Origin of the sequence: Pseudomonas sp. MWU347 (genome assembly GCF_017947305.1) — a bacterium.
In the GTDB taxonomy this organism is placed as follows: domain Bacteria; phylum Pseudomonadota; class Gammaproteobacteria; order Pseudomonadales; family Pseudomonadaceae; genus Aquipseudomonas; species Aquipseudomonas putida_A.
The window spans coordinates 181,773-203,655 of sequence record NZ_JAFGZB010000007.1 but is presented as its reverse complement, the minus strand read 5'-3'; the positions used below and the strand labels follow the sequence as shown (position 1 = coordinate 203,655).

The window sequence follows — 21,883 nt, the reverse complement described above, 5'->3', positions numbered from 1 at the left end:
GCATCAACCTACGCGGTAGTTTGGCGCTTCTTTGGTGATCTGCACGTCGTGAACGTGGGATTCGGCCATACCGGCACCGGTGATCCGCACGAACTCAGGCTTGGTGCGCATTTCTTCGATGTTGGCGCTGCCGGTGTAACCCATCGAGGAACGCAGACCGCCCATCAACTGGTGGATGATCGCCGTCAGGGTGCCTTTGTACGGCACACGGCCTTCGATCCCTTCCGGAACAAGCTTCTCGGCGCCTGCCGAGGAGTCCTGGAAGTAACGGTCGGAAGAACCTTGCGCTTGGGACATGGCGCCCAGCGAACCCATGCCGCGATAAGCCTTGTACGAACGGCCCTGGAACAGTTCGATCTCGCCCGGCGCTTCTTCAGTACCGGCGAACATCGAACCCATCATCACGCAGGACGCACCGGCTACGATGGCCTTGGACAGGTCACCGGAGAAACGGATGCCGCCGTCGGCGATCAACGGCACGCCAGTGCCTTCAAGGGCAGCGGCGACGTTGGCGATGGCACTGATTTGCGGCACGCCGACACCGGCGACGATACGGGTGGTGCAGATCGAGCCAGGGCCGATACCGACCTTGACCGCATCGGCACCCGCTTCGGCCAGGGCCTTGGCGGCTGCGCCGGTGGCGATGTTGCCGCCGATCACCTGCACTTCAGGGAAATTCTCTTTGACCCAGCGAACGCGGTCGATCACACCCTTGGAGTGACCGTGTGCGGTGTCGACCACCACCACGTCCACACCGGCGTTGACCAGCGCGGCAACGCGGTCACCGGTGTCTTTACCGGTACCGACGGCAGCGCCAACGCGCAGACGACCTTGATCGTCCTTGCTGGCCAGCGGGTAGGCTTTGGCTTTTTCGATGTCTTTGACGGTCATCATGCCTTTGAGGGCAAACTTGTCGTCGACGATCAGGACTTTTTCCAGGCGGTGCTTGTGCAGCAACTCGCGGACTTCGTTCTTGTCGGCGCCTTCACGCACGGTGACCAGACGCTCTTTAGGCGTCATCACTTCACGTACGGTGGCTTCCAGACGGGTTTCGAAGCGGACGTCACGGGAGGTGACGATGCCGACCAGGTCGCCATCGTGCAGCACCGGAACGCCGGAAATGTTGTGCATGCGGGTCAGTTCGAACAGGTCACGCACCGTGGCATCAGCCTCGATGGTGATCGGATCTTTCACGACGCCGGCTTCGAACTTCTTGACCTTACGCACTTCGGCAGCTTGCTGCTCGATGGTCATGTTCTTGTGGATGATACCGATACCACCTTCCTGAGCCATGGCGATTGCCAGACGGGCTTCAGTAACGGTGTCCATGGCGGCAGAAACCAGAGGAATATTCAGCTCGATGCCACGGGTAAGGCGGGTCTTGAGACTGACTTCGTTAGGAAGCACCTCGGAATAACCAGGCACTAGGAGAATGTCGTCGAATGTCAGAGCTTCTTGGCTGATACGCAGCATCGCGGGGGCTCCCGAGCGGGAAAATGGAAGCGCGCCATTATAGTCAGACACCCCCTGCTGTTCAATGTAAAACTCAGCTTAATATCAATGTTGCTGATATACGGAGACCCCCGCTGCTACAGCTCCACCTTGACCCAAGAGACAAGTTGATCGAGCCAATCGGCGAACTCATCGATAAAGCTCTGCTTGAACCCGGCTTCCAGCCAGTTGTTGAAGATGAAGCCGAGGTTGGAAAACGCACATTCCTGCAAGAACAGAAAGCCGTTGATGTCGTCTTCATGCCCGCATTCCGGGCAGGTGAAGTTGTCGGTGCGGCCTGGAAACCAGTCTTCCAGGCTTTCGAACAGCGCTTCGCCAACTTCACGGCGGCACTCGGCGCACCCGGCTTCTTCGAGAAAACCCTTGGCCGGGGTGTAGATGCAGCGCTTGACGATGATCTCCAACCCATTGATCGGCTCACCGAAGGGCAGCGCCTCGGGGTGCAGCACCACCGCACGCGCGCCGTCGGCAATCGCATGGGCCATGCGATTGCCGGTGCGGCCGCAAGTGGTCAGCTGTTCTTCGATGATGTTCTTGCGCACCAGCCAGCGCACGATCGCCCGCGCCCGGGGTTCGTGGACCGGCAGGGTGGAGATTTTCGGGACGATGATGCTTTGCGAATTCATGGAAAGTCCTGCGGTATGGCTTCTGACGCCTTCGCGAGCAAGCCCGCTCCCACAGGGATATGCATTCCAATGTGGGAGCGGGCTTGCCCGCGAAGGGGCCCTAAAGGCCGGCAGCTTAATCCCTGACGAAATCCGGTCAAGTGCTCACGCCATACTAATAATGTAGCGCCCGATCAACGCAATCCCGCTCGCCAGCACCAGCCAGGTCACCAATCGGACAAACGCCTCGCGCGACAAGCGCATCGTCAACCGCCGCCCGATCCACAGGCCCAGCGCCATGGCCGGCAACAGACACACCGCCAGCATCAACAAGGGTAGCTCGGCATACACCCCGGCGATGGCGAACAGGCTCAAACGTACCACCGTGCTGCAACTGATCAGCGCACTTTGCGTGGCCCGCGCCGCGTCCTTGGGCAGGCGGCTGTTGAGATAGATCGCATATAGAAAGCCGCCACTGCCAAACAGCGCGCCAAACAGCCCGCCTACCGTGCCCATCGGTAGCGCCCATGCGGCAGACAACTGCGTCGGCCGGGTTTTCACCCACAGGCTGTAAACCGCATAAGTGCTGATGAATAACCCCATCAACAGCAGCAACAGGTCGGATTTGAGGTTGAGCAGGAAAATCACCCCCAACGTGCACCCCACCGCCATGCACGGCAGCAGCCGTAACAACTCAGGCTTCGCCACATCCCGGCGCGAGGGCAGCAGATTGCCGAACGCCGCGACGAAATCCAGCAGCACCAGCAGCGGCACGATTTTCGACAACGGCATGAACAGAATCAGAATCGGCCCCGCGACCAGTGCGGTACCGAACCCGGCAATCCCGAAGACGATATAGGCCAGTGCGATGCCCAGCCCGATCACCGCCCAGCCGCCCGCGCCCCACGTCCACTCGCTCAACAACCCCGCCACGCTCATCGGTCCGCTTCCTTTATAAGCCTGTGATGACTTTAGCCAGCGCCAAGCCTTGCGACTAATATGATCAAAGTCGCCCACCCATCTCAAAAAGGCATACCTGGTGCTTTCAACCCGTCAACTGCGCTATTTCGTGGAAATCGCCGAATGCGGCAGCTTCAGCGCCGCGGCTGAACGCTTGTTCATCGCGCAGTCGGCGCTGAGCCGGCAGATCAAGGACATGGAAGCGCGCCTGCAAACCCCGCTGTTCGAACGCACCGCACGCCAGCCCCGGCTCACGGCGGCGGGTGAGGCGTTTCTGCCCCGGGCCAGAAACCTGCTCAACGAGCTAAGCAAGGCCAGCGCGATGGCGACCGAAGTCGGTAACGGACAACTGGGCACGCTGCGTCTGAGTCATTCCAGCACCGTGTCGATCAACGGGCATTTATTACGTCGGATCAGCACTTATCTCGATCAGCAGCAGGGCGTGTCGCTGGACATCGGCAAGCTGTCCTCCGAGGCGCAGCTTGAGGAACTCGCGGAAGGACGCCTGGACATTGGCCTGTTGCGCCTGCCGGTGCTGCGTCAGCGTGAAGGTATTCAGGTGGTGCCATTGTTCACCGAACGCCTGCTGCTGGCGGTGCCGAACGATCATCGCCTGGCCGATTCAGCCGCTGTCGAATTGGCGCAACTGAAGGACGAGCCGTTTATCTCGATCCCGCATCCGCAGCGTGGCGGGCTCAGTTACTTGTGCGCTGACCTGTGTATGCGTCAGGGCTTTTTTCCCAAAGCGGCGCGGGTGATGTCGCGCAAAACTACGCAGTTGCAGTTGATTCAGGCTGGATTCGGCATCGCCCTGCTGCCCGAATCAATGCAGGACATCGCCCCCGGCGGCGTACGATTCTTACCGCTGAGTGATCCCGATTGCCAAAGCACCGTCGCCCTCGCCTATCGGCAAACCCCCACGTCACTGGTACAACACTTCATCAATATGTTCACAAAACCCTGTGGGAGCGGGCTTGCTCGCGAAAGCGGCGTGTCAGTCGAAACTTGATGTGCCTGCCACACCGCTTTCGCGAGCAAGCCCGCTCCCACAAGGGGTTTTGTGTTGGGTCATGGTGATCGGTAGGCGAATGCCTTTAAACTGCGCCCCATGATTAAAGATCCCTTTGCAAGACTTGGCCTGGACCGTGAAGTCCTGACCGTCAGCCAGCTCAACGGCCGCGCGCGGGTGTTGCTCGAAGACGTGTTCAGCAACATCTGGGTCGAAGGCGAAATCTCCAACCTCGCCCGCCCCGCGTCCGGCCACGTGTATTTCACCCTCAAGGACAGCGGTGCGCAGGTGCGTTGCGCGCTGTTCCGCAATAATGCGGCGCGGGTGCGTCAGGCGCTGAAGGACGGTCTGGCCGTGAAGGTGCGCGGCAAGGTCTCGCTGTTCGAAGGCCGTGGCGACTATCAGCTGATTCTCGATACCGTGGAGCCGGCCGGTGACGGCGCGCTGCGCCTGGCCTTCGATGCACTGAAGGAAAAGCTCAGCGCCGAAGGTCTGTTCAGTGCCGAACGCAAAGTGCCGCTGCCGGCGCATCCGCAACGCATCGGCATCATCAGTTCGCCGACCGGCGCGGTGATTCGCGACATCATCAGCGTGTTCCGCCGCCGGGCGCCGCAGGTGCAACTGACGCTGATCCCGACTGCCGTGCAGGGCCGTGAAGCCACCGCGCAAATCGTCCGCGCCCTGAAACTGGCCGACGCCCGTGGTTTCGACGCGCTGATCCTCGCCCGTGGCGGCGGCTCGCTGGAAGACCTCTGGTGCTTCAACGAAGAAGCCGTGGCCCGCGCGGTCGATGCCTGCGTGACGCCGATTGTCAGCGCCGTCGGGCATGAAACCGACGTGTCGATCAGTGACTTCGTGGCTGACGTGCGCGCCCCAACGCCCTCCGCCGCCGCCGAACTGCTGGCCCCGGATTCGAGCCACCTGATCCGTCAGATCGAAAGTCTGCACCGGCGTCTGGTGATGCGCATGCGCGACCGGCTGATGCGCGATCGTCTGCGCCTGGAAGGCATGGCCCGCCGCCTGCGCCACCCCGGCGAACGCCTGCGTCAGCAAGCACAACGCCTGGATGACCTGGACATGCGTATGCGCCGGGCGTTCGAACGCCAACTGAATACCCGCCGCGAGCGCCTGATCCGTCTGGAAACCCGCCTCGCCGGGCAACACCCGGGGCGGCAACTGGCGATGCTGCGCCAGCGCCTCGACAGCCTCGCCGAACGCCTGCCGCGAGCCATGCGCGAAGGCCTGAAAAGCCGTCGCCTGCAACTGCACAGCCAGATGCAGACGCTGCATGTGGTCAGTCCGCTGGCGACCCTCGGCCGTGGCTACAGCATTCTGCTCGATGAGCGCGGGCACGCGATCCGTAATGCCGCGCAGACCCACACCGGCCAACGCCTGAAGGCCAGACTGGGCGAAGGCGAACTGCAAGTGCGCGTCGAGGATAACCACCTGACGCCTGTCACTCTTTCTTTACTGGACTGATCCATGCCGCGTTTTTTTGCTCCGTTATTGTTGCTGTGCCTGACCTCCTTCAACGCCCACGCCGACAGCTACATCACCCGCTTGCTGAACAAACCGGTGCCGGGCGGCGTCGCGGTGGTCGATCTGGGCAGCGCCGCGCAGGCACCAAAAGCCACCTATCAGGGCAAACCGGTGCTGGTGGTGAAAGAACAGAACAACTGGCTGGCGATTGTCGGTGTGCCGCTGACGGTCAAACCCGGCAGCCAGCAGATCAGCAGCGGCGGACGCAATCTGCCGTTCACGGTTGGCAACAAGAAATACCCGGAACAGCACATCACCCTGAAGAACACTCAGCAGGTCAATCCGAACCCGGCCAACCTCAAGCGCATCGAGGGTGAACTGGCCGAGCAGATCAAGGCTTACCGCAGCTTCAGCCCGAACACCCCGAGCAACCTGCTGCTGGACAAACCGGTCAACGGACCATTGTCGAGCAAGTTCGGTGTGCGCCGCTTCTTCAATGGTGAAGAGCGCAACCCCCATGCCGGTCTCGACTTTGCGGTGCCGGCCGGCACGCCGATCAAGACTCCGGCGGCGGGCAAAGTGATTCTGACCGGCAACTACTTCTTCAACGGCAACACGGTGTTTGTCGATCACGGACAGGGCTTTATCAGCATGTTCTGCCACATGTCGAAAATCGACGTGAAGGTCGGCGATCACCTGGCCCGTGGCGCGGTGGTGGGCAAGGTCGGCTCGACCGGCCGGGCGACCGGGCCGCACATGCACTGGAACATCAGCCTGAACGATGCGCGGGTGGATCCGGCGATTTTCATTGGTGCGTTCCAACCGTAATTCCTGATTGAGGCTACCGGCCCCTTCGGGAGCAAGCCCCCTCCCACACTGGATTTGTGTTGTGAACACGATCAACTGTGGGAGCGGGCTTGCTCGCGAAGGCGGCCCATCCCACACCGCAAATACTGCTCACACCCCACCAGTTTCAATTGCGCCCCAATCCAACCCCGCGCAAACATCAATAAGATCATCCGCCTGAAGCACAATAAAATCGCGCCGATCGCAGCTTTTCGAGTATTCCTCTCAATTTTTTTCGACTGCTTGCCATCCTCTCCCCTCGCGGTTAGGGTTGAAGGCATGAAAACCTCTCACACCCTTATTCAGCTTCGCCAGCACCGTAGTTTGTGCCTCGTCAGCGCACGACTGCCGGGCTGAATCGCTGCGCCTCGTCCCAAGCTGTTCCCCGAACATTCGTTCCACCGGCAGGCCGCCTCTTTTCGGCCCAGACAATAAGGAATTTCCCGATGAGCATGCTCAAAGACCCGTCTTCGAAATACCGCGCGTTCCCCGTCATCAATCTGCCGGATCGCACCTGGCCGTCGAAAACCATCGACGCCGCGCCGATCTGGTGCAGCTCCGATCTGCGTGACGGCAACCAGTCGCTCATCGAGCCGATGGACGCGGTGAAGAAGCTGCGCTTCTGGAAAACCCTCGTTCAGGTGGGTGTGAAGGAAATCGAAGCCTCGTTCCCGGCCGCTTCGCAAACCGACTTCGACTTCGTGCGTACCCTGATCGAAGAAGGCCACATCCCGGACGACACCACCATTCAGGTGCTGACCCAGGGCCGTGAAGACTTGATCGAGCGCACCTTCGAATCCCTGCGCGGGGCGAAGAAAGCCATCGTCCACCTGTACAACGCCACCTCGCCTTCCTTCCGTCGCATCGTCTTCAACCAGGACAAGGACGGCATCAAGGCCATCGCGGTCAACGCCGCCAAGCTGTTCGTCAAGTACGCGGCGATGCAGCCGGACACCGAGTGGACTTTCGAATACTCCCCGGAAACCTTCAGCGCCACCGAGCTGGAGTTTGCCAAGGAAGTCTGTGACGCAGTGATCGAGGTCTGGAATCCGACGCCTGAGCACAAGATGATCCTCAACCTGCCGGCCACCGTTGAATGCGCGACGCCGAACGTCTACGCCGACCAGATCGAATGGTTCGGCCGCAACATCAACCGTCGTGACAGCGTGATCATCAGCCTGCACACCCACAACGACCGTGGCACCGGCGTCGCCGCTACCGAGCTGGGCCTGATGGCAGGTGCGGATCGCGTCGAAGGCTGCCTGTTCGGCAACGGCGAGCGTACCGGTAACGTTGACCTCGTCACTGTGGCACTGAACATGTACACCCAGGGCGTCGACCCTGAACTGGACTTCTCCGACATCGACGGCGTGCGCAAAGTCGTCGAAGAGTGCAACCAGATCCAGGTGCACCCGCGCCACCCGTACGTCGGCGACCTGGTCCACACCGCATTCTCCGGCTCGCACCAGGACGCGATCCGCAAGGGCTTCGCCCAGCAGAAACCGGACACCCTGTGGGAAGTGCCGTATCTGCCGATCGACCCGGCCGACATCGGTCGCAGCTACGAGGCGGTGATTCGTGTGAACAGCCAGTCGGGCAAGGGCGGTATCGCCTACTTGCTGGAGCAGGAATACGGCATCAGCCTGCCGCGTCGCATGCAGATCGAGTTCAGCCAGGTGGTGCAGCGGGAAACCGATCGCCTCGGCCTTGAGATGACCGCCAAGCAGATCCACTCGCTGTTGATCAGCGAATACCTGCAAGCCAACACCCCGTACGCGCTGGTCAGCCATCGTCTGCAGGAAGAAAACGGCAACAGTGCCGTCGAAGTGGAAGTGGCGAGCCAGGGTCAGGGCGAAACCAACCTGCACTGGCGCGGCAAGGGCAACGGTGCGCTGGAAGCACTGGTGGCCGGCCTGCCGATTCCGGTGGAGATCATGGACTACAACGAACATGCGATCGGCGCGGGCACCAATGCCAAGGCAGCGGCTTACATCGAGCTGCGAGTGAACGGTGAGCGTGCGGTGCACGGCGTGGGTATCGATGAAAACATCACCACTGCCAGCTTCAAGGCGCTGTTCAGTGCGCTGAACCGCTCGTTGAGCCAGCCTGAGGCGAAAGCGGCTTAAGCCTTCGCTGACATGCAAAAGGCCCCGGAGTGTGAATTCCGGGGCCTTTTTTATGCCTGCTGGTTTTGTGCTGTCTGATCTGGCCTCTTCGCGAGCAAGCCCGCTCCCACAGGGTATTGCGTTCTACCTGTGGGAGCGGGCTTGCTCGCGAAAGCGGTCGCGAATATCAAGTGAGTTCGAAGGTATCTGCATCCAGATTCGCCGGGAAGCGCTCGCGATACGCCGCCAATGGCGCGGCTTCCAGCACGACCTTGAACACCCCGTCCGCCTCCCCCGCCGCCAGCAACGTCTCGCCCTGGAAATCCAACACCTGACTGTCGCCGGTATAGGCAAAGCCCTTGCCGTCGGTGCCGATCCGGTTCACTGCCGCCACGTAGCACAGGTTTTCAATCGCCCGCGCCGGCAACAAGCGGTTCCAGTGCAGACGCCGCGCACCCGGCCAGTTGGCGGTGTACAGCAGCAGATCGGTGTCCTGCGCGTCGCGACTCCACACCGGGAAGCGCAAGTCGTAGCAAATCAGCGGCCGGATGCGCCAGCCCTTGAGTTCGAACTGCACCTGGCGCTCGCCGGGGGTGTAGTGGTTGTGCTCACCGGCCATGCGGAACAGGTGGCGCTTGTCGTAATGCCAGACTTCGCCGTCCGGGCGTGCCCACAGCAGGCGATTGCGATGGCTGCCGTCCGCCGCCTGAATGATCACGCTGCCGGTGATCACCGCATTCAGTTTCGCGGCCTGCGCCTTCATCCACTTGCTGGTCGGGCCATGCTCGGCTTCGGCGAGGGTTTCCGACTCCATGGAGAAACCGGTGGTGAACATCTCCGGCAGGATGATCAGGTCGGCGCCCCGGGCCTGCTCCAGCAGCACCTCGAAGTGCTCGAGGTTGGCCTGACGGTCATGCCAGGCCAGACTGGTCTGGATCAGCGCCAGATTGAGATCGGGCAATGCACTCAGATCACGCATAGTTTTGCCGCTGCTTCGCGCAGCGTCTCCTCGCGTTTGGCGAAGCACAGGCGCACCAGGCGCTGGCCTTCGGGTGGATTCTGATAGAACACCGACACCGGAATGCTCGCCACGCCGTGTTCGCGGGTCATCCAGATCGCCATGTCGACGTCGTTCAAGTCAGGGCGGATCTGCGAGTAGTCGACCAACTGGAAATACGTGCCGGTGACGCGGGTAAAAGTGAAGCGCGACGGCGCCAGCAAATCGCAGAACAGGTCGCGCTTGGCCTGATAGAAACCCGGAAGCTCTTCGACGTGTACCGGGTGCTCGGCCATGTAATCGGCCAGGGCATATTGCAGCGGCGTGACACCGCAGAAACTGACGTACTGGTGCACTTTGCGCAGCTCGGCGGTCAGCGCCGGGGGCGCAACCACGTAACCGGTTTTCCAGCCCGTCACGTGGTAGGTCTTGCCGAACGAGCTGACCACGAACGCGCGCTGATACAGCTCTTCGTGAGCCAACACACTGACATGCGGCACGCCGTCGAACACCAAGTGTTCGTACACCTCGTCGCTGATCAGATAGATGTCGCGACCACGGATCAACTCCGCCAGTTGATCCAGTTCGGCACGGCTGATCAGTGCACCGCTCGGGTTGTGCGGTGTGTTGATGACGATCATTTTCGTGCGCGGGCTGAGGGCCGCGGCGAGCTTGTCGAAATCGATGGAGAAATCGTGCGGGTTCAGTTGCACATGCACGCAGCGGCCGCCCGCCAACTGCGTCGCCGGTTCATAGCTGTCGTAGCACGGGTCGAACACGATGACTTCGTCACCGCTGTGGATAACCGCCTGAATCGCACAGAAGATCGCCTGGGTCGCGCCCGGCGTCACGGTCACTTCGCTGTCGGCATCGACTTTCACGCCATAGCTGCGCGCGATTTTCGCCGCGATTTGCTCGCGCAGCGCCGGCAGGCCGGTCATCGGTGAATACTGGTTATGGCCGCTGGCGATATGCCGACCGACCGCGTCACGCAGGGACTGCGGGCCGTCGAAATCAGGAAAACCCTGGGACAGGTTAATCGCTCCGGTCTGCGCCGCGAGCTGAGACATCTGCGTGAAAATAGTGATGCCGACGTTCGGCAGCTTACTGGTGATCATCGAGGGGTTCCCTGCTCTACACCCGGCTCTGACGGCGGCGCGGGAGAGCCCGAGAATAGCCCATTCGAATACGATAAAAAAAGTCGTTCCCTACGATGCGCGGCAATACGAAATCACAAAAAGGCACCTTGAACCTACTCGCGCCGGAGGAAAACGGATGAGTGGTCGCGCAATCCGCCCTCCCCTGTAACTTCTGACAGTAGCGGTAAGTTGCAGCAAGCTTTTAACTGGGTCCACGGCACAACCTCGTTATCTCAAGGAATCGCAGTGATGACAAAACGAATGATCATTAAGGCAGGTAATCTGGATACCACGTTTGGCAAAGGCGGCAAGAAAAAACTCAAATTCAATTTCGGGAGTGCCTATCACGCCAATAGTCTTACACTCACCAGCGAGGGCAGGATCTTTATTGCCGGCGACGTGGAACAGCCATCGGGCGATGACTTGCAGCAAAATTTCGCCATAACGTGCCTCAACCAGAAAGGTGAGCCTTACTTGCCTTTCAATAACGGTTATATGGCCGACCGCTTCAACCCCGATGACGCTCGACTGGCCTCTGCCTGTCAACGAATCTTCATAACCGGGTCGAAGGTAGTTCTAGCAGGTGTCTTTACTAATGACCGGCCAACGGATGTCCCCGCTTTTGCCAGACTGAACATGAACGGCCGTTACGACGAGCCATTCGGCAGGGGAGGAAGATATGTCTACAAGTTACCCTGTGACCCGAGCAGTTCAGTGGGCGCCTCACCCACCAGCATAGACAGGCAATCAACCGGTCATTTTGTCTTCGCCTTTGAGCATGTCTGGCATGACCTCGTCACACCGCATGCACTTAACTCGACCGCAGTACTGGCCAGAATCTCCCAAGACGCAAAGCTGGACAATAACTTTGCCCGGGGCAACGGACATCTCACGATCAAACCAGCACCTGGACACAACTTTCGCAAGAAGGGCCTGATCATCCAGAACGATGACCGTATTCTGGTATTTGGAGAACTTTCGGGAGAGAGCAGTGATGCGGTCATCTACCGATTCACGGCTGACGGCGAGATTGATCCGTCATTCGGAAGAGAGGGCGAACTGCGAAAGCCCGACTGGAACATCACCAGCATCGTCGCACTTCCCGGCGATCGTTTGTTGTGCGCTGGGTCACGGGGCGATCAAGCGCTGCTCGCTCGCCTGGAGGCTGATGGCAGTGACGACACCTTTAGAAGCGAGGTGAAGATTCACGATCGTTGCGCGTGGCTGAAGGCTTTGCAACAACCCGACAATACGACGCTGGTTGTGGGTTACGCCGAGAAAAACCTGAACGTTGTCCCGTTATTGGCGCGTTTTCTGGACAATGCTGAATTGGACCCGAACTTTGGCGAAGGCCAGGGCTGGGTAAGTGACGGCATGGGAAACATGCTTGAGCGTGCCATCGATCTCGCGGTGGACGACATTGGCCGAATTCTGGTGCTGGGAAAATCGCAAGGCCTGTCTCCGTATGCGGACTTCTTCCTGCTGCGCTACCAGGGTAGTAACGCCAAAGAGCGCTCAATGACAACCATCAGCCCATAAAAAAGGCGCCGCAAGCGGCGCCTTTCGGGTGAAGACCTGAATCACTTCTTGTCGCGGCGCTTCTTGCTGGCTTTCTTGTTGTGCGACATCAAGCGACGCTTCTTGTTGACCTGGCGGTCGGTCAGCGTGTTCTTGTTGCCTTCGTACGGGTTCTCGCCACCTTTGAACTCGATGCGGATCGGCGTACCGACCAGCTTCAGCACACGGCGGTAAGTGTTCTCCAGATAGCGCACATACGACTTCGGCACTTTCTCGATCTGGTTACCGTGGATCACGATGATCGGCGGGTTAGCACCCCCCAGGTGAGCGTAACGCAGCTTGATCCGGCGGCTGTTGACCATCGGCGGCTGGTGCTCGCTGACCGCGTCTTCGAGAATCTGCGTCAGGCGGCTGGTCGGCCAGCGGGTAACCGCAGACTTGAACGAGTTCTGCACCGAGGCGTAGAGGTTGCCCACGCCAGTACCGTGCAGCGCCGAGATGAAGTGAATGTCGGCGAAGTCGACGAAGAACAGCCGACGTTGCAGCTCGACCTTCACAAAGTCGCGCTCGCTCGGGGTCATGCCGTCCCATTTGTTGATTGCGATCACCAACGCACGACCGGCTTCGAGGGCAAAGCCCAGCAGGTTGAGGTCGTGATCGACCACACCTTCGCGAGCGTCCATCACGAAGATCACCACGTTGGCGTCTTTGATCGCCTGCAGGGTTTTGACCACGGAGAATTTTTCCACTTCTTCGTGGATCTTGCCGCGCTTGCGCACACCGGCGGTGTCGATCAGCGTGTACTTCTCGTCGTTACGCTCGAACGGGATGTAGATACTGTCGCGGGTGGTGCCTGGCTGGTCGTAGACGATGACCCGGTCTTCACCGAGCATGCGGTTGACCAGAGTCGACTTGCCGACGTTCGGACGGCCGATGATGGCGATCTTGATCCCGTCTTTTTCGCTCGGGCCAGGAATGCGCTTGGCTTCCTCACCCTCGGCGACGATCTCTTCTTCTTCGCCTTCCGCCGGTTCGTCATCATCACGCGGGAAATCGCTCAGTGCCGCTTCCAGCAGTTGAGTGATACCACGGCCGTGAGCACCGGCGATCGGGATCGCGTGGCCCATGCCCAGCGGAGCGAATTCGGCGCGGGCCATTTCCGGGTCGATGTTGTCGACCTTGTTGGCAACCACGTGGGAACGCTTGTTACGCTTGCGCAAGTGTTCGGCGATCATCTGGTCGGCGGCGGTGAAACCGGCCTTGGCATCTACCAGAAACAGCACAACATCCGCTTCTTCAATGGCCAGCAGCGACTGCTCGGCCATTTTTTCGTCCATACCGTGTTCGTCACCGGAGATACCACCGGTGTCGATCAGAATGTAGGAACGCCCTTGCCACTTGGCCTCACCGTACTGGCGATCACGGGTCAGACCGGACAAGTCGCCGACGATGGCGTCGCGAGTCCTGGTCAGGCGGTTGAACAAGGTGGATTTGCCGACGTTCGGTCGGCCCACCAGGGCGATTACGGGAACCATGCGGCTCTCCACTTCGTTATTTCAGAAAATACAAAAGCCGCTGCGAGGCAGCGGCTGGTGCTCGGGGCAACACTGTGGGAGCGGGCTTGCTCGCGAAAGACCGTAGCAGCACCGCGTTTAATCAGGCTGTACGCGTCTTCGTTGACGCCCTTCGCGAGCAAGCCCGCTCCCACAAATGAAGCTGCCTGGGGCGTTAACCCCAAGCATAGTTGTTACTTGATGGTCAGGGCTTCCAGTTTGCCGCTGTTGCCATACACATAGATCGTGTTGCCCACCACCAGCGGACGGGCACGCAGGCCGTCACTGTCGATACGCTCACGACCCACAAAACGACCGTCCACCTGGCTCAACAGGTGCAGGTAACCTTCCAGGTCACCGACGGCTACGTAGCTGGAGAACACTTCCGGAGCCGACAATTGGCGGCGAGCCAGCGAGTCGTTGCTCCACAGTGCAGTGGTCGAACGCTCGTCAACGCCTTCAACGGTGCCCGAAGACAGGCTCACGTAGACGTTGCCGAAACCCTGGGCGACACCGGCATAGCTCGATGCATCGCGCTGCCACAATTGGCGACCGCTTTGCAGATCGAGTGCCGCAACGCGACCCTGATAGCTGGCTACGTACAGCGTTTCGCCGGACAGCAGCAGACCGCCATCGATGTCGACCACGCGCTCCAGTTCCGAACGACCGGTTGGAATCGCGACCCGTTGTTCCCAGACCGGCACGCCGTTGGAAATGTCCAGGGCGACCACTTTACCGGTCGACAGGCCAGCCACCGCGAGGCGGTTGGTCACGACGGGGGCGCTGGTGCCGCGCAGGGTCAGTACCGCAGGGGTGCTGTCGTAGGTCCAGCGACGGTCGCCGGTAGCAGCGTCCAGACCGATCAGACGATCGTCCTGAGTCTGTACCACTACGACGTCACCGTTGTTGGCCGGTGGCGCGAGGACTTCGCTGGATACCCGGGCGCGCCACTTCTCTTCGCCGTTGATGGCGTCGAGCGCAACGATTTCACCCTTGAGGGTACCGATCGTGACCAGACCGTAACCCACGCCAACGGCGCCGGAGACAGGCAGTTCAAGATCTTTTTTCCACTTCACGTCGCCATTGCTGCGATCCATGGCCATCAGCACGCCGGTCACGTCGGCGGCGTAAATGGTGTCACCATCGATCGCCGGCACCAGCATGTTGTAGGTTTCGCCCTGACCGTCACCGATCGAACGGCTCCACTGCTTTTGCAGAACCACTTCTTCTTTGAAGTCGGTCAGCTCGGCCGGTGGCAGTTCTTTTTTGCTGTTGCTGCTGCAACCCGCGGCCAGAATGGCCAGAGCCAGCAATGCTGCATGCTTCCAACGGATCACGTCACGCATCCCCTTTGGCCAGGTCGTCGAGCTTGATTTGAAGGCCACCGACTGCCGCTTCATCCGACAGTGCCGCCTTGGCTTTTTGATACGCGGTGTTCGCCTCGTCGGTACGACCCAGCTGAACCAGCAGATCACCCTTGAGTTCTTCGCGAGTGGCCAGGAACGCCTTGTCGGCATCGCCGTCGAGCAGCTTCAGGGCTTCATCGGCCTTGTTCTGCGCACCCAGCACCTGCGCCAGACGCTGACGGGCGATTTCGCCCAGCGCCGGGTTGGCCGGTTTGGCAACGATGGCTTTGAGTTCAGTCGCAGCGTCGTCCAGCTTGCCGCTGTCGACCGCTACTTTGGCCACGAACAGGCTGCCGTACTGCGCGTACGCGGTGCCGCCGAATTCGCTGTTGAGCTTGCCGGCCAGATCCGCAACGCGGGCAGCGTCAGGCTTGCCGTCCGGGGTCAGCGTGGTTTCCAGCAGTTGCTGATAGAGCACCGAGGCGCCTTGCGACTGGTTGCTCTGATACTTGTGAAAAGCCTGCCAGCCGAACACGATGACCAGCGCCAACAGGCCGCCAGTGACCAGAGGTTTGCCGTTGCGTGTCCACCAGTCCTTCAAATCCGCCAACTGTTCGTCTTCGGTACTCGACACCCCAATACTCCTTAATCGCTAAATCGGCTGTTTAGACAGCTTCAACCCTGCACGACGCAGGTGGCCAGGTGAGCGGCAAGCGCATCCCAGGCAATGCTTTGTTGTTCGCCCTGGCCACGCAGGGGTTTGAAACCTACCACTTGCTGGGCCATTTCGTCGTCACCCAGGATCAGTGCGTACAGCGCACCGCTCTTGTCGGCTTTCTTGAACTGGCTTTTGAAGCTGCCGGCGCCGGCATTGACTTGCAGACGCAGGTTTGGAAGCTGGTCACGCACACGCTCGGCCAGGGCCAGACCGGCCAGTTCGGCCTCCTCGCCAAAGGCGCAGAGGTAAACGTCGACCTGACGGGAGATTTCTTCCGGGATCTGCTCCAGGGTTTCGAGCATCAACACCAGACGCTCGATGCCCATGGCGAAACCCACGCCTGTAGTCGGCTTGCCGCCCATCTGCTCGACCAGACCGTCGTAACGACCGCCCGCGCAGACCGTGCCCTGAGCGCCGAGCTTGTCGGTGACCCATTCGAATACGGTTTTGCTGTAGTAATCGAGGCCGCGCACCAGTTTCGGGTTGAGCACGTACGGGATGCCAACCGCGTCCAGACGCGCCTTCAGACCTTCGAAGTGCGCACGGGATTCGTCGTCCAGGTAGTCGGCCATCTTCGGCGCATCGACCAGTACCGCCTGCGTGTCGGCATTTTTGGTGTCGAGCACGCGCAGCGGGTTGGTTTTCAGGCGACGCTGGCTGTCTTCGTCGAGCTTGTCGTGGTGCGCCGAGAGGTACTCGACCAGCGCTTCACGATAGCGACCACGGGACTCGCTGGTGCCCAGGCTGTTGAGTTCGAGCTTGACCGCATCACGGATGCCCAACTCGCCCCACAGGCGCCAGGTCATGATGATCAGCTCGGCATCGATGTCCGGACCGTCGAGGTTGAACACCTCCAGACCGATCTGGTGGAACTGGCGATAACGGCCTTTCTGCGGACGCTCGTGGCGGAACATCGGGCCGATGTACCAGAGTTTCTGCACCTGGCCACCGCCGGTGATGCCGTGCTCGAGCACTGCACGCACGCACGCCGCGGTGCCTTCCGGACGCAGGGTCAGGGAGTCGCCGTTGCGGTCTTCGAAGGTGTACATCTCTTTTTCGACGATGTCGGTCACTTCACCGATCGAGCGTTTGAACAGCTCGGTGAATTCGACGATTGGCATGCGGATCTGCTTGTAACCGTAGTTATCCAGCAGACGCGCGACAGTGCCCTCGAAATAACGCCACAGCGGGGTCTGTTCGGGCAGGATGTCGTTCATGCCACGAATGGCTTGCAGAGACTTGCTCACTTTAAATCCTTAAATTCATTCGGCTTTCAGTCAGGCTCAGCCGCGCGCGATGACCGCTGCGTCAGCTTCGACCTTCTCGGCCGCTTTCTCGCGGATCAGCTTTTCCAGCTCGTCCACCAGATTGTCATTCGTCAGTTTCTGCGACGGCTTGCCGTCGATGTAAATCAGGTTTGGCGTGCCGCCGGTCAAGCCGATATGGGCTTCCTTGGCTTCGCCGGGGCCGTTGACCACGCAACCGATCACCGCGACATCCAGCGGCACCAGCAGGTCTTCAAGGCGCCCTTCCAGCTCGTTCATGGTCTTGACCACATCGAAGTTCTGCCGCGAGCAGCTCGGGCAGGCGATGAAGTTGATGCCACGGGAACGCAGATGCAAAGACTTGAGAATGTCGTAACCGACCTTCACTTCCTCGACCGGATCGGCCGCCAGCGAGATGCGGATAGTATCGCCAATCCCCTCGGCGAGCAGCATACCTAGGCCCACGGCGGATTTCACTGTGCCCGAACGCAAACCACCGGCTTCGGTGATGCCCAGGTGCAGCGGCTGGACGATTTCTTTCGCCAGCAGACGGTAGGCTTCAACGGCCATGAACACGTCGGAGGCTTTCACGCTGACCTTGAAGTCCTGGAAATTCAGGCGCTCGAGGTGCTCGACGTGACGCAGCGCGGACTCGACCAGTGCAGCCGGGGTCGGTTCGCCGTATTTCTTCTGCAGGTCTTTTTCCAGCGAGCCGGCGTTGACGCCGATACGAATCGGAATCCCGCGATCACGGGCGGCATCGACCACGGCACGCACCCGGTCTTCACGACCGATGTTGCCCGGGTTGATGCGCAGGCAGTCCACACCCAGTTCGGCGACGCGCAGCGCGATCTTGTAGTCGAAGTGGATGTCGGCAACCAGCGGCACCTTGACCAGTTGCTTGATCCTGCCGAACGCCTCGGCGGCGTCCATGTCCGGTACCGAAACGCGGACGATGTCGACGCCGGCGGCTTCCAGACGATTGATCTGGGCGACGGTGGCAGCCACATCATTGGTGTCGCTGTTGGTCATGCTCTGCACAGCGATGGGCGCATCGCCGCCAACAGGTACGTTACCGACCCAGATCTTGCGCGAAACGCGACGTTTGATTGGAGATTCGCCGTGCATGACTTATTGACCCAACTTCAGGCGAGCAGTCTCGCCACTGGTGAACGGAGCGATATCGACCGGTTGGCCGTTGTAGCTGACCTGTGCGGCGCGAGCCACACCCAGACGCACCGCCAGTGGCGGCTTGCCGGAAACCGAAACGCTGTCGCCTTTATGTTTCAGACCGCTGAACAGCACTTTGCCGCGACCATCGGTTACCTGTGCCCAGCAATCGGCGGTGAACTGCAGTTGCACCTGGCCGTCGCCAGCCGCTGGGACAGCTGCTTCTGCGGTCGGCGCAGAGGTAGCCGCTACCACTGGTGCGGTGACCGTCGGCGCTGGTGTGGCCGGGGCATTCGGTGCCGGAGTCGCCGGAGCCGCCACAGCCGGGGCCGGTGTATGAACCGGTGCGGCTGGCGTGGTTGCAGCCGGGGCGGCTGGTGCGGTTGCCGGAGCAACCGGCTCGGCACCGGTCGATTCAGCGGTGGTTTCCGATTGCGGCAGGGCCAGCGCGGTTGCGCCTTCGGCCTGACCTTCGGCAACGGCCTGGTCTTCCGGCTCGTCGATCGGGTGAATCTGTGTGGTGCCGTCGGCGCCTTCGACTTCAACGTGCTCCGGGGCCAGGCTGGTCACGTCCTTGCTGCGCTGCGAGGTCTGATCCTGCCACCAGACGAAACCGCCGCCGATGACCGCGACCAGCAACAGCAGGCTGACAATACGCAAAATAGTGTGTGAAACCCGCACCGGCTCTTCGATACGACCCAGCGCATGCACGTTGCTGCCCTGTGAGTCGGTGCCGGTGGACTGGTCGAATTGCTGAACCAGAACAGTCTGATCCATCCCGAGCAATTTGGCATAAGCGCGAATGTAACCGCGAGCGAAGGTATGCCCCGGCAGCTTGTCGAAAGCGCCAGCTTCAAGATTGCTCAGGGAAGTCACGGTGAGGTTGAGCTTGAGGGCCACTTCGGCCAGCGACCAGCCATTGCTTTCGCGGGCCTGGCGCAAAGTCTCACCGGGATTAACGCGAGTCGCTGCTACAACTTCGGGATGCGCCGCTTTCATCATTGCTCCGACAGGTATTGCTGATATTCCGGCGTACCGGGATAGAGTCGTTTTAATTGCAGGCCATAACTGGCGGCCTTGTCGCGATCTTCAAACACTTTTGCCAGCCGAACGCCGAGCAATAGACTACGTGCATTTTGCTCGGTTAGCAGGCTGAAACGGTCGTAATAGTCACGCGCGGGCACATAATGCCTGTCTTCGAAGGACAACTCAGCCATTTCCAGCAAAGCGCGCGGTTGTTGACGGTTCAGCCGCAGGGCTTTTTCCAGTTGCTGCTGTGCCAGATCCCGCTGACCGAGTTTCGAGGCGGTCATGCCGAGGTTCTCGAAGACTCGCGAACGCTCAGGATACAGGGTATCGGCGGCTGCCTGCTCAAAACGCTCGTAGGCTTCCTTGTAACGCTGTTCTTCGTAGAGAAAACTGCCGTAGTTATTGAGGATTCGTGCATCGGTGGGACGCGAGGACAGGGCTTTGCGGAAATGTTCGTCGGCCAGCTTCGGCTCAATTTCGGCCTGGAACACCAGGCCGAGGGCAGCGTTGGCATCAGGATCGGAGCCGTCCAGCTCCAGCGCCTTCTTCAGCGGCACCTTGGCGCGCTCGGTCATCCCTTGCTGCAAGTATCCCAGTCCCAGCTGCACGTACGCGGCACGCGCCTCGTCGCGGCCCTTGCTGGTCTTCATCGGGTTGTAGTCACCCGACAGGACACAACCAGCACACAGGCTGGCCATCAGCAACAGCAGCGCAAAGCGCAGGGACATAGAGATCCTCTCTTAGTTAGTGTTCGCGGCGTTCTGTGCCAGATCGCTGTCGGCGCTCAACTCGCGCACGGCGATGTAACGTTCACTGCGACGGGTGCGATCCAGCACCTGCCCTACCAATTGACCACACGCAGCGTCGATGTCTTCACCACGGGTGGTGCGGACAGTGACGTTAAAGCCGGCCTGATGCAACTGATCCTGGAACCGACGAATGGCGTTGTTGCTCGGCCGTTCGTAACCGGAATGCGGGAACGGGTTGAACGGAATCAGGTTGATCTTGCATGGAATGTCTTTGAGCAGCTCGATCATTTCCACGGCGTGCTCAAGCTTGTCGTTGACGTCCTTGAGCAAGGTGTACTCGATGGTCAGCACGCGTTTCTCGCCCAGGGCGGACATGTAGCGCTGGCACGACTCGAGCAGCATCTTAAGCGGATATTTCTTGTTGATCGGCACCAATTGGTTACGCAATGCGTCATTCGGTGCGTGCAGGGACAACGCCAGGGAGACGTCGATGTGCTTGGCCAGCTCATCGATCATCGGCACCACGCCCGAAGTGGACAGGGTCACGCGGCGCTTGGAGATCCCGTAACCGAGGTCATCCATCATCAGATGCATGGCGGCCACGACGTTGTCGAAGTTCAGCAGCGGTTCGCCCATGCCCATCATCACCACGTTGGTGATGGCGCGGTCGATGGTGGCGGGAACACTGCCGAAGGATTTGTTGGCAATCCACACCTGACCGATGACTTCGGCGGCGGTGAGGTTGCTGTTGAAGCCTTGCTTGCCGGTGGAGCAGAAACTGCAGTCCAGGGCACAGCCTGCCTGGGACGAAACGCACAGCGTGCCGCGTTTGCCCTGGGGAATGTAGACGGTCTCGACACAACTGCCGGACGCCACGCGCACCACCCACTTACGGGTGCCGTCGCTGGAAATGTCCTCGCTGACCACTTCGGGACCACGGACCTCAGCAATAGCCTTGAGCTTGTCGCGCAAGGCTTTGCTGACGTTCGTCATGGCGTCGAAATCATCGACGCCAAAGTGGTGAATCCATTTCATTACCTGACCGGCACGGAAACGCTTCTCCCCGATTGAGTCGAAGAATTTTTCCATTTCCGGCTGGGTCAGACCCAGCAGGTTTGTTTTAACAGTCGATGTAGTCATGGATTCACCTTCACTCTTAAAGCAATGCTTAGCGAGTGGTTACTTCAGTAGCTGCGAAGAAGTACGAGATTTCGCGAGCAGCAGCGGCTTCGGAGTCCGAACCGTGAACGGCGTTGGCGTCGATCGATTCAGCGAAGTCAGCACGGATGGTGCCGGCAGCAGCTTCTTTAGGGTTGGTAGCACCCATCAGCTCACGGTTCAGAGCGATAGCGTTTTCGCCTTCCAGAACCTGAACAACAACAGGACCGGAGATCATGAAAGCAACCAGGTCGCCGAAGAAACCGCGCTCTTTGTGCTCAGCGTAGAAGCCTTCAGCTTCGGCTTTGGACAGCTGCTTCAGTTTCGAAGCTACAACGCGCAGGCCTGCTTTTTCGAAACGAGTGGTGATCTCGCCGATGACGTTTTTTGCAACAGCGTCAGGCTTGATGATGGAGAAAGTACGTTGAACAGCCATGGTGTAACTCCAGAAACGGTAATTTGCGAAAAATTAAACCCGCGAATTATACGCGGGTTCTTGGGTATTGCCTAACCTGCGAGGACGATCAGTCGACTTCTTCGATCCAGAGTGCCTGAACCGCTTCCAACACCTTCTCGCCGACACGGCCAGAGGTGTTGTCGAAGTCAGGCAATTCCATGATCCATCGCTGCAGGTCGACGAAATTGACAGAAAGCGGATCTACATCCGGCTTGGCTTCGGCCAATTCTTCTGCAATGCGTTGAACATCATTCCAACCGTAGCTCAT

The 21,883-nt window shown here is 60.0% G+C and carries 20 protein-coding genes; 5 read left to right on the top strand and 15 right to left on the bottom strand.

What is annotated here, in order from left to right; all coding sequences use genetic code 11:
- Window positions 1-3: 3 nt before the first annotated feature.
- The 3 genes from guaB to KCG87_RS16885 all read right to left on the bottom strand — a co-directional run bounded on the left by guaB (window position 4) and on the right by KCG87_RS16885 (window position 3,056).
- Window positions 4-1,473, bottom strand: coding sequence for an IMP dehydrogenase (gene guaB, locus KCG87_RS16895; RefSeq protein ID WP_027612123.1), 1,470 nt, complete (start codon window positions 1,471-1,473; stop codon window positions 4-6).
- A 116-nt stretch (window positions 1,474-1,589) separates the two neighbouring features.
- The gene (locus tag KCG87_RS16890; protein ID WP_210558517.1) at window positions 1,590-2,138 is read right to left on the bottom strand and encodes a sugar ABC transporter ATPase; all 549 of its coding nucleotides are present in this window, start codon (window positions 2,136-2,138) and stop codon (window positions 1,590-1,592) included.
- A gap of 144 nt (window positions 2,139-2,282) precedes the next feature.
- Window positions 2,283-3,056: a sulfite exporter TauE/SafE family protein gene (locus KCG87_RS16885; RefSeq protein ID WP_210558518.1), complete on the bottom strand. Its 774-nt coding sequence runs from the start codon at window positions 3,054-3,056 to the stop codon at window positions 2,283-2,285.
- A 100-nt stretch (window positions 3,057-3,156) separates the two neighbouring features.
- Here KCG87_RS16885 and KCG87_RS16880 point away from each other — a divergent pair, with 100 nt between their 5' ends.
- From KCG87_RS16880 to leuA, 4 genes are all read left to right on the top strand, one after another.
- Window positions 3,157-4,086 (top strand): LysR family transcriptional regulator, encoded by a 930-nt coding sequence (locus KCG87_RS16880; RefSeq protein ID WP_210558519.1) that lies wholly within the window; start codon window positions 3,157-3,159, stop codon window positions 4,084-4,086.
- 99 nt (window positions 4,087-4,185) lie between these two features.
- The gene (gene xseA / locus KCG87_RS16875) at window positions 4,186-5,565 is read left to right on the top strand and encodes an exodeoxyribonuclease VII large subunit (protein WP_210558520.1); all 1,380 of its coding nucleotides are present in this window, start codon (window positions 4,186-4,188) and stop codon (window positions 5,563-5,565) included.
- A gap of 3 nt (window positions 5,566-5,568) precedes the next feature.
- Window positions 5,569-6,393, top strand: coding sequence for a peptidoglycan DD-metalloendopeptidase family protein (locus KCG87_RS16870; protein WP_210558521.1), 825 nt, complete (start codon window positions 5,569-5,571; stop codon window positions 6,391-6,393).
- Window positions 6,394-6,857: 464 nt separating this feature from the next.
- Window positions 6,858-8,537, top strand: coding sequence for a 2-isopropylmalate synthase (gene leuA / locus KCG87_RS16865; RefSeq protein ID WP_003227879.1), 1,680 nt, complete (start codon window positions 6,858-6,860; stop codon window positions 8,535-8,537).
- 166 nt (window positions 8,538-8,703) lie between these two features.
- Here leuA and KCG87_RS16860 read toward each other — a convergent pair whose 3' ends face one another.
- On the bottom strand, window positions 8,704-9,495 hold the full coding sequence (locus KCG87_RS16860) for an amidohydrolase (protein ID WP_098965474.1): 792 nt from the start codon (window positions 9,493-9,495) through the stop codon (window positions 8,704-8,706).
- Window positions 9,483-10,631, bottom strand: coding sequence for a pyridoxal phosphate-dependent aminotransferase (locus tag KCG87_RS16855; RefSeq protein ID WP_210558522.1), 1,149 nt, complete (start codon window positions 10,629-10,631; stop codon window positions 9,483-9,485). The genes KCG87_RS16860 and KCG87_RS16855 overlap by 13 nt, the downstream gene beginning before the upstream one ends.
- 270 nt (window positions 10,632-10,901) lie before the next feature.
- Here KCG87_RS16855 and KCG87_RS16850 point away from each other — a divergent pair, with 270 nt between their 5' ends.
- Window positions 10,902-12,191, top strand: coding sequence for a hypothetical protein (locus KCG87_RS16850; RefSeq protein ID WP_210558523.1), 1,290 nt, complete (start codon window positions 10,902-10,904; stop codon window positions 12,189-12,191).
- Window positions 12,192-12,232: 41 nt separating this feature from the next.
- On the opposite strand, the gene der is transcribed toward KCG87_RS16850, so the two are convergent.
- The 10 genes from der to iscX all read right to left on the bottom strand — a co-directional run bounded on the left by der (window position 12,233) and on the right by iscX (window position 21,883).
- Entirely contained in the window at window positions 12,233-13,705 is a 1,473-nt protein-coding gene (gene der, locus KCG87_RS16845) for a ribosome biogenesis GTPase Der (protein ID WP_027612132.1), read from the bottom strand.
- A gap of 212 nt (window positions 13,706-13,917) precedes the next feature.
- A complete protein-coding gene (gene bamB, locus KCG87_RS16840; protein ID WP_027612133.1) occupies window positions 13,918-15,069 on the bottom strand; it encodes an outer membrane protein assembly factor BamB in 1,152 nt (383 codons plus the stop codon).
- Entirely contained in the window at window positions 15,062-15,703 is a 642-nt protein-coding gene (locus KCG87_RS16835; RefSeq protein ID WP_007964436.1) for a tetratricopeptide repeat protein, read from the bottom strand. The genes bamB and KCG87_RS16835 overlap by 8 nt, the downstream gene beginning before the upstream one ends.
- Before the next feature lie 41 nt (window positions 15,704-15,744).
- Window positions 15,745-17,034 carry a histidine--tRNA ligase gene (gene hisS, locus KCG87_RS16830; protein ID WP_027612134.1) on the bottom strand — a complete coding sequence of 430 codons (1,290 nt, stop codon included), beginning with the start codon at window positions 17,032-17,034 and terminating at the stop codon, window positions 15,745-15,747.
- A gap of 36 nt (window positions 17,035-17,070) precedes the next feature.
- On the bottom strand, window positions 17,071-18,180 hold the full coding sequence (gene ispG, locus KCG87_RS16825) for a flavodoxin-dependent (E)-4-hydroxy-3-methylbut-2-enyl-diphosphate synthase (RefSeq protein ID WP_007964434.1): 1,110 nt from the start codon (window positions 18,178-18,180) through the stop codon (window positions 17,071-17,073).
- Between the two features lie 3 nt (window positions 18,181-18,183).
- A complete protein-coding gene (locus KCG87_RS16820; RefSeq protein ID WP_134787275.1) occupies window positions 18,184-19,221 on the bottom strand; it encodes a RodZ family helix-turn-helix domain-containing protein in 1,038 nt (345 codons plus the stop codon).
- On the bottom strand, window positions 19,221-19,979 hold the full coding sequence (pilW, locus tag KCG87_RS16815; protein WP_210558524.1) for a type IV pilus biogenesis/stability protein PilW: 759 nt from the start codon (window positions 19,977-19,979) through the stop codon (window positions 19,221-19,223). The genes KCG87_RS16820 and pilW overlap by 1 nt, the downstream gene beginning before the upstream one ends.
- Before the next feature lie 12 nt (window positions 19,980-19,991).
- Window positions 19,992-21,140, bottom strand: a complete 1,149-nt coding sequence (gene rlmN / locus KCG87_RS16810; protein WP_003227893.1) for a 23S rRNA (adenine(2503)-C(2))-methyltransferase RlmN — start codon at window positions 21,138-21,140, stop codon at window positions 19,992-19,994.
- Between the two features lie 28 nt (window positions 21,141-21,168).
- Window positions 21,169-21,594: a nucleoside-diphosphate kinase gene (gene ndk / locus KCG87_RS16805; RefSeq protein WP_007964426.1), complete on the bottom strand. Its 426-nt coding sequence runs from the start codon at window positions 21,592-21,594 to the stop codon at window positions 21,169-21,171.
- Window positions 21,595-21,682: 88 nt separating this feature from the next.
- The gene (gene iscX, locus KCG87_RS16800) at window positions 21,683-21,883 is read right to left on the bottom strand and encodes a Fe-S cluster assembly protein IscX (RefSeq protein ID WP_027619659.1); all 201 of its coding nucleotides are present in this window, start codon (window positions 21,881-21,883) and stop codon (window positions 21,683-21,685) included.